Origin of the sequence: Hyphomonas sp. (genome assembly GCF_046313735.1) — a bacterium.
Lineage (GTDB): Bacteria > Pseudomonadota > Alphaproteobacteria > Caulobacterales > Hyphomonadaceae > Hyphomonas.
In genome coordinates, this window is sequence record NZ_JBKBXW010000026.1 from 13746 (window position 1) to 28217 (window position 14472).

17 protein-coding genes are annotated in these 14472 nt (G+C 67.8%); 15 read left to right on the forward strand and 2 right to left on the reverse strand.

What is annotated here, in order from left to right:
• Nucleotide 1: 1 nt before the first annotated feature.
• From ACK4SV_RS12970 to ACK4SV_RS13030, 13 genes are all read left to right on the forward strand, one after another.
• The gene (locus tag ACK4SV_RS12970) at nucleotides 2-460 is read left to right on the forward strand and encodes a hypothetical protein (protein WP_409918259.1); all 459 of its coding nucleotides are present in this window, start codon (nucleotides 2-4) and stop codon (nucleotides 458-460) included.
• Complete coding sequence (gene trbB, locus ACK4SV_RS12975) at nucleotides 457-1413, forward strand: P-type conjugative transfer ATPase TrbB (RefSeq protein ID WP_409918260.1); 957 nt, start codon at nucleotides 457-459, stop codon at nucleotides 1411-1413. The genes ACK4SV_RS12970 and trbB overlap by 4 nt, the downstream gene beginning before the upstream one ends.
• A complete protein-coding gene (locus tag ACK4SV_RS12980; protein WP_409918261.1) occupies nucleotides 1410-1742 on the forward strand; it encodes a TrbC/VirB2 family protein in 333 nt (110 codons plus the stop codon). Before trbB ends, ACK4SV_RS12980 begins: the two co-directional genes overlap by 4 nt.
• A complete protein-coding gene (locus tag ACK4SV_RS12985) occupies nucleotides 1742-2008 on the forward strand; it encodes a VirB3 family type IV secretion system protein (protein WP_409918262.1) in 267 nt (88 codons plus the stop codon). The genes ACK4SV_RS12980 and ACK4SV_RS12985 overlap by 1 nt, the downstream gene beginning before the upstream one ends.
• Nucleotides 2009-2014: 6 nt before the next feature.
• The gene (gene trbE, locus ACK4SV_RS12990; protein ID WP_409918263.1) at nucleotides 2015-4543 is read left to right on the forward strand and encodes a conjugal transfer protein TrbE; all 2529 of its coding nucleotides are present in this window, start codon (nucleotides 2015-2017) and stop codon (nucleotides 4541-4543) included.
• Complete coding sequence (locus tag ACK4SV_RS12995) at nucleotides 4540-5262, forward strand: hypothetical protein (RefSeq protein WP_409918264.1); 723 nt, start codon at nucleotides 4540-4542, stop codon at nucleotides 5260-5262. The genes trbE and ACK4SV_RS12995 overlap by 4 nt, the downstream gene beginning before the upstream one ends.
• A gap of 13 nt (nucleotides 5263-5275) precedes the next feature.
• Complete coding sequence (locus tag ACK4SV_RS13000) at nucleotides 5276-6265, forward strand: type IV secretion system protein (RefSeq protein WP_409918265.1); 990 nt, start codon at nucleotides 5276-5278, stop codon at nucleotides 6263-6265.
• On the forward strand, nucleotides 6265-6945 hold the full coding sequence (trbF, locus tag ACK4SV_RS13005) for a conjugal transfer protein TrbF (protein ID WP_409918266.1): 681 nt from the start codon (nucleotides 6265-6267) through the stop codon (nucleotides 6943-6945). The genes ACK4SV_RS13000 and trbF overlap by 1 nt, the downstream gene beginning before the upstream one ends.
• Nucleotides 6942-7970, forward strand: coding sequence for a TrbG/VirB9 family P-type conjugative transfer protein (locus tag ACK4SV_RS13010; protein WP_409918267.1), 1029 nt, complete (start codon nucleotides 6942-6944; stop codon nucleotides 7968-7970). The genes trbF and ACK4SV_RS13010 overlap by 4 nt, the downstream gene beginning before the upstream one ends.
• Nucleotides 7967-9112: a TrbI/VirB10 family protein gene (locus tag ACK4SV_RS13015; protein WP_409918268.1), complete on the forward strand. Its 1146-nt coding sequence runs from the start codon at nucleotides 7967-7969 to the stop codon at nucleotides 9110-9112. The genes ACK4SV_RS13010 and ACK4SV_RS13015 overlap by 4 nt, the downstream gene beginning before the upstream one ends.
• 4 nt (nucleotides 9113-9116) lie before the next feature.
• The gene (locus tag ACK4SV_RS13020) at nucleotides 9117-9497 is read left to right on the forward strand and encodes a helix-turn-helix transcriptional regulator (RefSeq protein ID WP_409918269.1); all 381 of its coding nucleotides are present in this window, start codon (nucleotides 9117-9119) and stop codon (nucleotides 9495-9497) included.
• 268 nt (nucleotides 9498-9765) lie between these two features.
• A complete protein-coding gene (locus tag ACK4SV_RS13025; RefSeq protein WP_409918270.1) occupies nucleotides 9766-10653 on the forward strand; it encodes a DNA-processing protein DprA in 888 nt (295 codons plus the stop codon).
• Between the two features lies 1 nt (nucleotide 10654).
• Nucleotides 10655-11305: a hypothetical protein gene (locus ACK4SV_RS13030; RefSeq protein ID WP_409918271.1), complete on the forward strand. Its 651-nt coding sequence runs from the start codon at nucleotides 10655-10657 to the stop codon at nucleotides 11303-11305.
• 192 nt (nucleotides 11306-11497) lie between these two features.
• Here the strand turns inward: ACK4SV_RS13030 and ACK4SV_RS13035 are convergent, their stop codons facing one another.
• Nucleotides 11498-11734 (reverse strand): multiprotein-bridging factor 1 family protein, encoded by a 237-nt coding sequence (locus ACK4SV_RS13035; protein ID WP_409918272.1) that lies wholly within the window; start codon nucleotides 11732-11734, stop codon nucleotides 11498-11500.
• Between the two features lie 176 nt (nucleotides 11735-11910).
• On the opposite strand from ACK4SV_RS13035, the gene ACK4SV_RS13040 reads away from it, so the two are divergent.
• Nucleotides 11911-12318: a hypothetical protein gene (locus tag ACK4SV_RS13040; RefSeq protein ID WP_409918273.1), complete on the forward strand. Its 408-nt coding sequence runs from the start codon at nucleotides 11911-11913 to the stop codon at nucleotides 12316-12318.
• Here the strand turns inward: ACK4SV_RS13040 and ACK4SV_RS13045 are convergent.
• Complete coding sequence (locus ACK4SV_RS13045) at nucleotides 12295-12795, reverse strand: very short patch repair endonuclease (RefSeq protein WP_409918274.1); 501 nt, start codon at nucleotides 12793-12795, stop codon at nucleotides 12295-12297. The two genes, ACK4SV_RS13040 and ACK4SV_RS13045, sit on opposite strands and share 24 nt — an antisense overlap.
• Nucleotides 12796-12887: 92 nt before the next feature.
• On the opposite strand from ACK4SV_RS13045, the gene ACK4SV_RS13050 reads away from it, so the two are divergent.
• Nucleotides 12888-14456: a DNA cytosine methyltransferase gene (locus ACK4SV_RS13050; protein WP_409918275.1), complete on the forward strand. Its 1569-nt coding sequence runs from the start codon at nucleotides 12888-12890 to the stop codon at nucleotides 14454-14456.
• Nucleotides 14457-14472: the final 16 nt, after the last annotated feature.

The window sequence follows — 14472 nt, forward strand, 5'->3', positions numbered from 1 at the left end:
CATGGGATCGACCTGCCTGCGCACCTATCTCGAACCGGACCTTGCCCGGAAAGTCTCGAGGCTCGCCGCAAGGCAGGGCCGCTCGGAATCGGCCTTCATTGCCTCGGCCGTCCGCGCGATGCTGGCGGCAGGCGAAGAGGGGCCGGCCCGCGCGGCGAGCGACAGCGTCCGGCGCCAGATCGGCCGTATGGAGAGCGAGCTTCTGCGCATCTCCGGCGAGCAGGCGCTGCAGCGCGAGCTCTTCCTGACCTTTGTCCAGGTCTGGCTGGAACATAACCCGCCGCTCGACGAGGCGATTGCCGCAAGCCTCACGGCCAGCGCCGACGCGCGGCTCGACCGGTTCATGGACCTTGCGGCGCTAAATTATTCGAGAGGCGGGGCGGCCCATCTGCACGGCCTCGCGGCAGAGGAGCCCGGTCAGGACCTTGTGGACGCGGACGCAGAGGAGGGGGCGTCATGAGCGCGGCGCCTGACAGGACCCTTCCTTCGATCCGGCAGCGCGGCGTGCTGGAAGCCGCCCTCGGCCCGGTCCTGGCGGCCGCGCTCGCCGATCCGTCCGTGGCCGAGATCCTCGTCAATGCGGACGGCGCGATCTGGATCGACCGCGCGGGGAGGGGGCTTGAAGCGACCGGCAAATATATGCCGGCCAGTGACCGGGAGACAGCGATCCGGCTGCTGGCCCATGCGGCGGGCGAGACGGTCGGCCCTGACCGTCCGCTGCTGTCGGCAAGCCTTCCGGGCGGCCGGGCACGGGTCCAGGCAGTCCTGCCGCCGCTCGCCGAAGCGCCGGTGCTGGCGATCCGCCTCCGGCCGGACCGCATCCATACGCTGCGCGAATACCTTTCTGCCGGCATTGCCACGCCCCGCCAGGTCGCCGTGCTGCGCAAGGCGGTCGCCGCGCGCCGCAACATCATCGTGGCCGGGGGCGCGGGTTCGGGCAAGACAACGCTCCTCAATGCGCTGCTCGCCGAGCGCTCCCTTGCGAAGCAGCGCCTCATTGTCCTCGAGGATACGCCCGAGCTCCAGGTCTCGTCTCCCAATACCGTCAAGCTGCTGACCCGGCGCGCCGCGCCGGAAGTCACCCTGCGCGACCTGGTGCAGGCCGCCCTGCGGCTGAGGCCCGACCGGATCATTGTCGGCGAAGTGCGCGGCGGCGCGGCGCTCGACGTCCTCAAGGCCTGGAACACCGGCCATCCCGGCGGGCTCCTGACCCTGCATGCAAACTCGGCGCGCGATGCGTGCCGCCGGCTCGAGGACCTTTGCCTGGAGGCTCAGGCCGCGAGCCCGGAGCGCCTCATTACCTCGGCCGTGGACCTTATCGTGTTCATCGCGCGCACAGCCCATGGGCGCCGCATCACCGAGATACTGGATCTAACGACTTGCCCCACCCCAGCCGAAGGAGACCCAGAATGAAATTTCATCCGTATACAGCCATACGCATTACAGCAAAGGCCGCTTTGCTGATCTCGCTCGGAGCCGCGGCGGCCGCGCCGGCCTTTGCCGCCGGGTCCGGCATGCCCTGGGAGGGCCCCCTCCAGCAGGTCGTCGATTCGATCACGGGTCCGGTCGCGCGCGCCGCGGCCGTGATCGCCATCGTGCTGGCCGGGATTACCATCATGTTTTCCGAAGGGGGGGGCGGGGTCAGGAAGCTCGCTTTTGTCGGGCTCGGCATTGCCATCATGTTCGCGGCCGTCTCCTTCTTCCTCGATTTCTTCGGCTTTGCCGGCGGGGCGGTGCTCTGATGACCGAACCGCTGCCCGAGGGATATGTGACCGAGCTCCACACCTCGCTGACCCGGCCGATCCTCCTGGGCGGGGTCCCGCGGGAGTTTGCCATCCTCAATGCGACGCTCGGCGCGGCGATCGCCCTCGGGCTGCAGCAGCCGCTGATCGGCCTGCCGCTCTGGGCGGCCGCGCAGGGCGCAGCCGCCTGGGCCGCGGCGCGCGATCCCTGGTTCCTCGAGACCTGGCCGCGCCACCTCTCCAAACCCTCTTTCCTCGAAAGCTGACAGACGATGATGGATCTCAGCCCTTACCGCCGCCCGGCTTCCCGGCTCAGCGACTACCTCCCCTGGGGTGCGCTGGTCGCGCCGGGGATCATCCTCAACAAGGACGGCGCCTTCCAGCGCACGCTCGCCTTCCGGGGGGCGGACCTCGATTCTGCCTCGCTCGCCGAACTGATGGGTACATCCGCCCGGATCGCCGGCGCCCTGCGCCAGTTCGGCTCAGGCTGGTGCCTGCATGCCGAAGCGCGCCGCCGCCCGGCGCCCGGCTATCCGGTGTCTGACTTCGGCAATGGTCTAGCCTGGCTGATCGACGAGGAGCGCCGCGCCCTCTTCGAGACCGCCGGGGCGCGGTTCGAGACGGAGTATTTCCTGACATTGTGCTTCCTCCCGCCCCCCGAGAAGGAGGCCCGCCTTGAATCGCTCCTCTTCGAGGGCGGGGAGGCAGCGGCCCCGGCAGCAGGCTACCGCGCCTTGCTGGAGCGGTTCGTCCAGGAGACAGACCAGTTCCATGCGGCGCTCGCGGCGCTGATGCCGGACGTGTGCTGGCTGGATGACGCAGCAACGCTCGGCTTCCTGCATGACGCCGTCTCTGATCGCCGGATGGGCCGGATCGCTGTCCCGGAGACGCCCTTCCATCTCGACGCGCTCCTGACCGATACGCCATTCGTCGGCGGCCTCGCGCCTCGGCTCGGCGCCCATCACCTGCGCGTGCTCTCGGTGCGCAGCTTTGTCAGCGCCAGCGAGCCCGGCCTGCTGGACGCCCTGAACCGTCTCGCGCTGCCCTATCGCTGGGTGACGCGCATCCTGCCTCTGTCCCGGGAAGAGGCCTGCCGGGAGATCGAACGCGCCCGCAAGCGCTGGTTCTCGAAGCGCAAGGGGCTTGCGACCCTGCTCCGGGAGGCGATGTTCCGCGAGGAATCGGCGCTCCAGGACAATGATGCGGCAAGCCAGGCGGCAGGGGCAGATACGGCCCTGCAGACACTGCTCGGGGAGGGGTGCGGGGCCGGCTATGCAACGCTGACCATCACGGTCGCGGAGGCGAGCGCCGAAGCGGCGGACGAGGCGGTCCGCCAGATCCGTCAGATAACGGACGGGCTCGGCTTTGTGACCGAACTTGAATCCGTCAACGCCGTCGAGGCCTGGCTCGGCAGCCTGCCCGGCCAGGCCTATGCCGATATCCGCCGGCCGCTCCTGCTGGCACCGAACCTTGCCCATCTCCTGCCGACCAGTGCGGTCTGGCCGGGGGAGGCCTGGAACACGCATCTGGGCGGTCCGCCCCTGATGCTGGCGGCCACCGACGGGGCAACGCCGTTCCGCCTGAACCTGCATGCCGGCGACACCGGCCATACGCTCGTTATCGGCCCGACAGGTGCGGGCAAGTCGGTCCTGATCGCCGCCCTTGCCGCGCAATGGCTGCGCTATGAGGGCGCCCAGGTCTTCCTGTTCGATACCGGCCGGTCCTGCCGCGCGATTGTGCTGGGGCTCGGCGGAGTGTTCTTCGATCCGGAGGCGGATGATCCTTCGCTTGCCCCCGGGTTCCAGCCGCTTGCCGATATCCATGAGCCTGCCGCGCGGGCCTGGGCGGAAGGCTGGCTCTGCGACGTCATCCTTGCCGAGGGCGCCGCGCTGACGCCCGAACTGCGCCTCGAACTCGGCCGGGCGCTGTCGCTCCTCGCCGGGCGGCCCGCCCGCGAGCGCACCCTGTCGCTGCTGGCCGCCTTTGTCCAGGATGCAGGCCTTCGCGGGGCGCTCGCGCCGTTTACCCATGCCGGGCCGCTCGGCGGGCTCCTTGATCAGGACTGCAGGCTGCGCGCCGAGGCGAGCGTCATGGCCTTCGAGGTGGGCGCGCTGCTGCGCCGGCCCCGCGCGGCGCGAAGTGTCCTGCCGGTGATCTTCCGCCACCTCGAGGCCCGGTTCGACGGCCGCCCGAGCCTCCTGGTGCTGGACGAAGCCTGGCTCTACCTCAAGGACACGGCCTTTGCCGCCGAGATCGAGACCTGGCTCAAGACCCTGCGCAAGCAGAATGTCGCCGTGATCTTTGCAAGCCAGGCCCTCGCGGATGTGACCCGTTCGCCGATCTCGGCTGCCGTACTCGAGAACTGCCCGACCCGGATCTTCCTGCCGAATGACCGGGCGCGCGAGCCCGCAACCCGAAGCTTCTACGAGGCGGCCGGCCTCAATGACCGGCAGATCGATCTCGTCGCCGAGGCTTTGCCGAAGCGGGACTATTACATTGCCGGACGGGCCGGGTGCCGCCGGATCGAGCTCGAACTCGGCCCCGCGACGCTCGCCTTCGCAGCCGCCGGCCGGCCCGAAGACCAGGCGCTCATCGACCGGGTGCTGGCGGCGCACGGGGCAGAAGGCTTTGCCCGTCACTGGCTGAGTGCCAGAGGGCTTCCCGAAGCGGCCGCCGCGATTGGCCGGTTCGAGGCGGCCGATACGAGGCAGGGATCGCAGGCCCCGCCCGGCCAAGCTGCTCCGGAGACGGAAGACCAGAGCGCGATGTCTCCAACCTCGCTGAAGGAAGCCGCCGCATGACCTGCAGGACCTCACGCCTTGCCGCCCTCATGCTCGGTCTCGCCCTGCCGGCTGGCCTCTGGCCGGCGCCGCCTGCAGCCGCGCAGATCGTTGTTCATGATCCGGCCAACCATGCCGAAAACCTGATGGCCGCGGCCCGGATGCTGGAGCAGATCCGTCACCAGATCGCCGCGCTGGAGCAGCAGGCGCGGATGGTGTCGCGCAGTGGTTTCCAGCTGTCGCCTGAGCTTGGGCAGGCGATCGCGGAGGCTGAGACCCTGTTGCGCCGCGGGGAGGGGCTCAGCCATGACATCGCGCGCATCGGCGCCGAGATCGAGGCGCTATATCCGGAGACCTGGGAGGCCCATGACCTCGAAGGGCTGCTTGGCCAGTCCGTCCGCTGGCGCGAGGAAAGCCGGCGGAGCCTGTCGCGCGCCATGGCGATGCAGGCCCGGTCCGCGACACGGCTCGGGCAGACACAGGGCCAGCTTGTGGCAGCCCTTGCAGCCTCCGAGGGCGCAGAAGGCCAGACCTCGGCGGCCCAGGCGGGCAACCAGATCCTCGGCCTCGGCGCGGCCCAGCTTGCCGGGATCGAGGCGCTGATGATCGCCGAGGGCCGGGCACTGCAGGCCGAGCGGATGGAGCGGCTCGCAAGGGAGGCGCGCGCCGAAGAAATCCGTATACGGGCATTTCCGCCGACACGGCCGGACGGCGGTCCGCCCGCGCGCCGGGCGTTCTGAGGGGGCGCGCGCGATGGAGAGCAATGTCATCAACGGATTTCTCGACGCCTTCCTCGGCGTGCTCGATGCCGGGTTCGGGTTCATCGCGGGGGACATCGCGTATGTGCTGAACGCGCTGATCGTGATTTCGGTGACGCTGGCCGGGGCGCAATGGGCGCTCGCCCAGGAGCCCGCGCTCGCGCCCTTCTTCCGCAAGGTCCTCTTCGTCGGCTTCTTCGCCTTCCTGATCAACAACTGGAACACGCTCGCGGGCGCCGTCCACGCCTCGGGCGCGCTCCTCGGCCTGCGCGCCGGTGGCAGTACGCTCAGCCTCGAGAATCTGCATGATCCCGGACGCATTGCGGGCATTGGCGCCGAACTCTTCGGCCGTACGGCGGCGCTCGGGCAGGGCATGAACATCATCACCGACTTCGTGACCCTGTCGGTCATCCTGATCGCGGCGATCACCGTGATGCTGGGCTTCTTCGTCCTGGCGCTGCAGGTCTTCACCGCGCTGATTGCGTTCAAGCTCGGCACGCTCGCCGCCTTTGTGGCGCTGCCGTGGGGCGTCTTCTCCGGCACGGCCTGGATCGCGGAGCGCCCGCTCGGCTGGGTGGTCGGCAGCGCGGTGCGCCTGTTCGTGCTGGCGCTCATTGCTTCAGTGTCGATGGCATTCGTCGAACGCCTGCCGCCCGCGCTGACGCTGGATGCCGGCGGGGCGCTCAATATCCTCCTTTTCGGGCTGACCGTGATGTCGCTTGCCTGGTTCGGGCCCCAGCTTGCGGCCGAAGTCGTGGCGGGCCAGCCCCATCTCTCCGGCGCCGACAGCTACCGGGGCGCGCAGGGCGCGGCCGGGGCGGTCGCCGGAGGGGCCATGACTGTCCGCAGCATGATTTCCGGCTCCGGCGCCGGCCGGCGCGCCGGTGTCCGCCCGGCGGCTGCCCCGCGGGCCGGCGCTGCCGGTGTTCGGATCGATCATTCTAAGTTTCAGCCAAGGCCTCGACCAGGCACCGGGAGAAGATGATGCGTTTTCCGTTCAGGGCCCCTGCAACCTCCTATGCGCCGCCGCCGCCCGACACGCCCTACCGCCGCGCGCAGGCCGAATGGGACGCGCGGATGGGATCGGCGGTCCTCTCGGCGGCAAGCTGGCGGCGCATTGCCTTTGCCGCGCTTGTCCTGGCCGCAGGCCTGGGCGCAGCTCTCACACTTGTCGCGCTGCAGCAGCGCACCTTCGTGCATGTCGTGGAGGTGGCGCCGGAAGGCCAGGTGCTCTCGGTACGTACCAATGCCGGCAGCTGGACACCGGACGCGGCACAGACAGCGTATTTCATCGGCGCCTTTGTCCGCCAGGTGCGCAGTCGCCCGACGGATGCGGTGGTGCTGCGGGAGAACTGGCTCACCGCCTACAAGTTCGTGACCCCCGAAGCGGCCACGAAACTCAGCGCCATCGCCCGGGAGGAAGACCCGTTCCGGACCGTCGGCAGCGCGGCCCGCACGGTCCATATCCGCTCGATCGTGCAGCGCAGCGACCGGAGCTGGCAGGTCAGCTGGACCGAGGAGGAAGCCGGTCCTGCGTCGCCGGCGAGGGGATCGTTCACGGGCCTGTTCACGGTCTCCCATGTGCCGCCGAAGCGGGCGGGTGACGTCGCTGTCAATCCGCTCGGTCTCTACATCACCGACTTCAGCTGGAGCCGCGACCAATGATACGTTCTCTCATCCCGGCGTCTGTCCCGCTCGCCTTCACCGCGGGCCTGCTGGCCGCCTGCGCCACCCCGCTGCCGCCTCCGGCTGCCCCGATGGAGCCGGCTCTCATTGCGGCGCCCGAGGTCATGACAGAGTTGCCTGAGCCGCCGCTCGCCGCAGGAACGATCCCTGCAGAGGAGATCATCGCCGACACTCCGGAGGAGGCACGGGCAGAACCAGAGTCTCTGCTGCCGGAGCCCGCCAGCCTCAAGCCGGACCCGCCGGCCGCCCCCGTCACCCCGCGCGAGGCGGCGAGAATCCTCGCCGAGGCCAATAGCGGTGCGCGCCAGCGCGCCGCCCCGGGCATCTTCGAGCAGGCGACGCTGCTCTATGCCTGGGAGCCCGGGGCGATCTATGAGCTGCAGACATCGCCCGACTTTGTCTCGACCCTGCTGCTGGAGCCCGGCGAGGTCCTGATCGACATTGCGGCGGCCGATACGGCCCGCTGGAGCGTGTCGAACACGCTCTCAGGCGACCGCGCAATCCTGATCGTCAAACCCTCGGCCGCAAGGCTGAAGACCAACATCGTGCTGGTCACCGACCGGCGGGCCTATCTCATCGAGGCGGTCTCGGCGGCCGGCGAGATCTATACCGCCCAGGCCGCCTGGACCTATCCGGCCGCGCCTGCGCCGCCGCCGGAACCGGAACCCGCGCCTGAACCCGAACCTCCGCCGCGCCCCCTCCATGAGGACTACGTCCTGAAGGCGCCGCGCAGGGGACTGCCGGCCTGGATGCCGGAAAAGGTCTGGGATGACGGGCGCAGGACCTGGGTGCAGTTTCCTGAAGGTATCGCGGCTTCGGACATGCCGCCCATCTTCATGCGGACGGGCGAGGGGCTCGAGCTTGTCAATTACCGCATCGATGGCCGGCGCTACGAGATCGACCGGATCTTCGCGGTCGCCGAACTGCGGCTCGGCTACAGGCGCCCGGTCGTCGTGACCATCGAGCGGCGCGCGCCGAAACCGGCGGGGGAGGGCGCCCGGTGACACAAGACCCCCAGCCTTCTCCGGCCGAAGCCGCGGTGCGCCTGCGCGCCCGTCCGCCCTCTCCGAAAAGGCTTTCTCGCAAGGTCCTCCTGGCGGGCGCCGGAACAATCGGCGCGTTAGTCGCCGCAGCGCTCGTCACCGGACTTTCCCCGCGCTCCATGGCCGCCCCGAGCCGCGCTCAGACTGCCCCGGCGGCGGCAGCCGCGCTTCCCGAGGGCCTCAGCCGCCTGCCGGCGCGCTACGAGACCGGCGCGCTCACCCCGCCGCACGAGGACGCGGAGGAGCTTCATGACTGGCTGTGGGGACCCGGCGGACCGCCCGAGCATCTTTATACGGATCATAAGGAAGACCTCGCCCTTCCCGCCGGCAGCGCCTGGGAGACGTCCCACCCGCAAGGCGATTACAGCACCCCCAGACCGGCGCCCGCGCCGCCCGCACCTGCAGATCTCTTCTTTACCCGCCGCGACGTTCCGGCTGTACGCGCGTCTGCAGCAACAGACGGGGCGGCAGCCGGGGCCGCTCCGTTTCAGGCGGCCAGCCAGCCCTACCTTCTTGCAACGCCCGCGCCGCCGCCGGGGCCGCCATATCTCCTGCAGGCCGGCAGCGTCATTCCGGCGGCGCTCCTGACGGCGGTGAATTCCGACCTGCCGGGCCGCGTCATCGCGCAGGTCTCGGGCCCGGTCCATGACAGCATTACCGGCGATCATGTCCTGATCCCGCAGGGCGCACGCCTCATTGGGACCTATTCCAGCCAGAACAGCTACGGCGACAAACGGGTGTTCCTGAACTGGGACCGGCTCTTGATGCCGGACGGGGGCTCGCTTGACCTGCCGCAGATGGCGGCGACCGACGGGGCGGGCGCAGCCGGGCTGGACGCAGGGGTCGACAACCGGCTTGGCCGTGTGGGCGGGGCCATCGCGATCTCGGCAGTGCTCAGCATCCTGGCGAACGAGGCAGAGGCGACGTCTGACGGCCGGTTCACACGCAGCCTTGGTGACGCGGCCGCCCAGGAAGCCGCGCGCACCGGCAGCCGGATCGTTGGCCGCGAGCTCAATCTCCGGCCCACCCTGCGTGTCCCGGCCGGCGCGCCGGTCCGCGTCCTCGTCACCGATGATATCCTTCTGAAGCCGTATACGGAGTAAAGTCATGACTGTGCACAAATCCCCGCCTGCCTCGCAGTTCGATCTGTTCGCCGCCGTCCCGGCTCGCGCCGTTCCCGCCCCGCCGTCCGCCCGTCTCGTCGCGAAGCCGGTGCAGGCCGCACCTTCCTCTGAACGCAGTGGCCCGGTCATGCGCACGCCTCCGGCGGGCCCCGTCGTCTCGCCGGCGGGCCCGGACGAATGGTGGACGACCCGCATGACCTGCGCCTTCCTGAAGATCAGCCGGAAGACGCTCTGGGAACGGCGCCGCGATCCTTCGCTGGACTTCCCGCAGCCGGTCCAGCTCGGCGGGACGCGCAACCTCTACCGGGCCCGGGCGGTCAGGGGGTGGGCCGAAGGCATGGCCGCCCGCGAAACCGGATCGTGATGCGAGGTCGCCCTCTGACGCGCAGAGCGGTGCGGGAACAGCAGGGGCACAGGTATCCGGCATGTGGAAATCCCGACAGTCTCGTTGACACCCGAAGAGGAACAGAATAAGAACATCTAGAGATACTGACAGATCTGCAGTTTTGTTACAGGCTCGCGCCGCCCGGTCGTCCGCAGATCAAGACTTGAATTGTTCTGCAAACCGATGAAGCCTGTTCCGGGTTTGCGGAGCGGGTGGCATGCAAGAAAATCCCCGGACATAAATCGTGATGCTGACACAGCCCTCCATCTCCTTCGAGCCCACCATCGAACCGATTTCGCCCTATCTCGAGATGGGGGCGTATGAAGCCATGTGGCTCGAGAAGGGCGCCAGCTTCAGGACGATCGCCGACCGGTTTCGCGATGATCCGGATGCGCTACCGTCCGACTTCGTGCCGGTCGAGAGAGCCAGGGAGTGCGCAGCAAGCGTCACCCGCCTGTTCGGGGAGGCCGGCATCGGCCGGTTCGGCATCCGCGTGAACAAGGCGCACGATTATCCCGCCCGGCTGAGAGAAGCGATGCATCCGGTCGAACTGCTCTACTATCGCGGCGCGTGGGAGTTTGCCGAGACGCGTTCGGTCGCCGTCGTGGGAAGCCGCAACGCTTCGGAGGAGGGCCTGAAGCGCGCGGCAAGGATTGCGCGGCTTCTCGTCGAAAGGGGTTTCACGGTCGTCTCGGGTCTCGCCGAAGGCATGGATACGGCGGCGCATACGGCTGCGCTGGATGCGGGCGGCAGGACAATCGCCGTCATCGGCACCCCGCTTCATCATGTCTATCCCAGACCGAACCGTGATCTGCAGGAGCGGATCGCGCAGGAATTCCTGCTGATAAGCCAGGTTCCGGCGCTGCGCTACGATCAGCAGGACTATCGACGCAACAGGCTCTTCTTTCCCGAGCGCAATGCTACCATGAGCGCCCTGACGGAGGCGACCATCATTGTCGAAGCCGGGGAGACGTCCGGAACGCTGACCCAGGCCCGCGCGGCAATCCATCAGGGCCGGAAGCTCTTTATACTGAACTCCTGCTTCGAGTCCGGTCTCGCCTGGCCGGCCCGGTTCGAGGCGAGGGGGGCGATCCGGGTTCGGGAGCCCGAGGATATCTGGAGCGCGCTTGGCTAGGGTGCGTCTGACGCGGATCGACGAATCGCATTGGGCTGACCACGTACATCTGGCGCCGACAGATGTCTGTTTCTTTCTCCGGGAGTATACAAGCGGCCAGGGGTTCGGTTTCAGTGACACGAACCAGCTTCTGTCAAACCTCAAGAAGAGCCCGCTGGGCAGCGCGAATCCCGGTTATCACTACAAGTCGAAGGCAATACGTCAGTGCTCAGACGAATTGAAGGCTGCGCTCAATCCGAAGTGGCTTGAGTGTGCGACGCTTGTTCCGGTCCCGCCGTCCAAGGTCAGAACAGATCCGGGACATGATGATCGCATCGCCCGGATATGCCGCGGCATGGGCGAGGCTCTGGATGTCCGGGAACTGGTCTGCCAGGCAGGCAGTACCCGTGCGTCTCATGTCAGCGGCAGCAACAGGGTGACGGTCAGAGAATTGCTCGACGTCTACGTTCTGGACGAGCAACTTGCGGACCCTCTACCTGCCTCGATCGCGGTCGTCGACGATATGCTCACTGCCGGAACCCATTTCCGGGCGATGCATTCGGTGCTCTGCGCGCGTTTTCCGGGTATTCAGGTCATCGGCCTCTTCATCGCGCGCAGGGTCTTTGCCGGTCCGGATACAGGGCAATCCGGCATCGTTCCCATTCGACCCTGATTTCGGGAATGAGCCGGATCTGCAGATTTACGCGTGATCCCTGCCCTCGAGGGGCCTCTGCCGGGGCCCTGTCTCCCGGTCCGGGATTTCCGGGCGGTGTCGGTTTCGGCAGCGACCTGCCCGGGATCATGGCGGCAGGTCCGGGGGATTCCCCCGCGCCGGAGCGGTTGCGTGCGAAATCGCCGCTCTCGGCTAGCGATTCATCCTCACGCCTTCGCCGCTCCTCGTGTCCTTGGGGATGAAGCTCACGCCGCCATTCTCGAGCGCTCTCTGGATAGCCTCCCGGTTCGGGCTCGTCGTGCGGTCCGGCTCGCGGTCACTCTCGATCCGCCGGATCGTGGCCAGCGACACGCCGCTTTCCTCCGCCAGTTTCTGCTGGTTCCAGTCGAGAAGCGCCCGGGCCGCCCGGATCTGACCTGATGTAAGCATTAATTTATCTCATATGAGTTATTATGTTGCACGCATCTGGCGCTTGTGATACATTTGCGCTCACAGAATACGCGAAGGTCTGAACAATGTCTCGACGCCCTGATAACGAGGCGAACGAATCTGTTCGCCCGGGAGGTCCCACGCGCAGGCTTGTCCTCGGAGCCGGGGCTCTGCCGTTGCTCGTCAACGCCGAGGCAGATCCGGCACGGACCGATCAGGCGGCTGCTGCGTGCGAGACATGGCTGGCCAACGAGTCGGAGCAGGAACAGCTGATACGCCGCTGGCAGAAGCTCGAAAACCATCTCTTCAGGACCCAGAACTGGGCGCGTCTGTCACCTGCCGAGCAGAGCCGGCATCCGGACAACCGGGAGATGGACCGCCTCAACACCCGGATCATCACGCTCAGCGAGGAGAACGCAGTCCTGCTAGCGTCTCTGCCGGCGATGGCCGCCACGTCATCGCGCGGCATCTGCCGCAAGCTCACCGTGGCCTTGATCCGTGTCTGCCCCGACGAGAACGAGGAAGCTCATCTCCTCGTCGGCAGCATCCTGCGCGACTATCTAGCGCTTCACGGCGAGCCGTGAGGGCAACGGTCCGTATGTCTCGACAGGGGCAGGCGAGGTCTCGGGCACCTGGACAGCTTCGCCGCCTTCGAGCCAGCGAATTACGGTTTCGATCGTTGCCTCGGCCTGCGCCCCCTTCAGGCCGCATTCCCAGACGATCGCACAGCGCCATCCGGCGCAGGCGAGTTCGTCCAGCACGCGGCGGTCTCGCTTGCGGTTCGCCTCGAACTTCGCCAGCCAGAACTCCGTGCGTGTGGCGGGGATGGTCGCGAACCGGCAGGTCTCGTGATGGTGCCAGAAGCAGCCATGGACCAGCACAGCGGCGCGGTAGCGCGGGAACACGATGTCCGGCCGTCCCGGCAGCCTCCGGTCGTTCAAGCGGTAGCGGAAGCCTCTGGCGAACAGCGCCTTGCGCAGCCTCAGTTCGGGCCGCGTGTCCTTGCCCCGGATGCCCGCCATCATGCGCGACCGGGTCTGCCTGTCGACGATGTCGGCCAAGATCGGTCTTCCTCGTGCCAGGGGACCTGGCAAAACGCGCAGTTCACGTTATCAGGTAGATTCACCACCAGTCCACACAAGGCAAAGACCGAATGCAGGGACGCCCGTACGCAGTCGTCGATCTCTTCGCAGGCCCGGGAGGCCTCGCGGAAGGGTTTTCCCGGGTCAGGAATGCCCGCGGTGAGGCGGCATTCGACATTCGCCTGTCCGTCGAGAAGGACGCCGCGGCCCACAGGACGCTGCGGCTGCGCGCATTCCTCCGCCAGTTCGGCGACGACTACCCTCGGGAATACTACGACTTCCTCGCATCACCCGGGGCCGAGCCGGACTGGGAGCGGCTCTATCCCGCGCAGTTCCGCGCCGCCTGCGAGGAAGCCCGGATGCTGGAACTCGGCTCCGCAGAAGGCGACAGGGAAGTGTCGAGGCGGATCTCGGCGATCAGGAGGGAATTCCGGGGCCGAACGCTTCTGATCGGCGGACCGCCCTGTCAGGCCTACTCGCTGGCCGGCCGGTCGCGCAACATGGGCAAGGCCGACTATGTTCCCGAGGAAGACCACCGGCATTTTCTCTACCGGTCCTACATCAAGGTGCTGACGGAGCTGAAGCCGGCCGCGTTCGTGATGGAGAACGTCAAGGGGATGCTGTCCTCGAAGGTCGGCGGCGGCCGGATATTCGAGAGCGTGATGCGTGATCTGCAGGATTGCGGATACCGGCTCGTGGCGTTCTGCCAGTCGGGCTTCCTGTCCCTCGATCCGGCGCCATCCGACTTCCTTATCCGCGCCGAGGAATTCGGCATCCCGCAGCGCCGCCACCGGGTCATCGTCATGGGTCTGAGAAAGGATGCCGGCGATCGTTGCCGGGATCTGGCCGGGCTCGGCATGGAGGATCAGCGCCTGCCTGAGGCGACCGCGCGCATGGTCCTGGACGGCATGCCGAAACTGCGCAGCGGGCTCTCCAGGGGCCCGGATGATGCGGCGGCCTGGGCGGCCGCGATGACCGAGGCCGTGCAAGCCTGCAGCGGCGCGACCATCGAGCCCCGCAACCTTGCGGCAGCGCTGAGGTCGCGCTTCCGCGAGATCGGCGGGAAGCTCGAGGCGGGCGATTTCCCGAAATCCCGGACAAGTGCACGCCTTCCGAAGTCGATGGCCCGCAGCAACACCCGTCTGGCGGCCTGGCTCTCGGATCCCCGGCTGCGCGCGCTTTCCAACCACGAGACGCGGGGGCACATGCGGTCCGATCTGGCGCGCTATCTCTTTGCGTCCTTGTTCGCCGAGCATGAGAGCCGCTCGCCGCGGGCGTCCGAGTATCCGCCCGAACTCGCGCCCGACCACAGGAACTGGCAGAGCGGCAACTTTGCTGACCGTTTCTCCGTCCAGTGCCGGGACAGTGCGAGTTCGACCATCACGAGCCACATCAGCAAGGACGGCCACTACTACATCCATCCCGATCCCGAACAATGCCGCAGTCTCACGGTTCGCGAGGCGGCGCGCCTGCAGACCTTTCCCGACAACTATCACTTCCTCGGAAACCGGACGGAACAGTATGTCCAGGTCGGAAATGCAGTTCCGCCGCTGCTGGCCAACCTCATCGGCAAGCGGGTGTGCGCCCTGCTGGAGGCGTGCGAACAGACGGCGGGTGACCGAAGGTCAGCGGCGGCGTGAAATCCTCTTCGGGTCT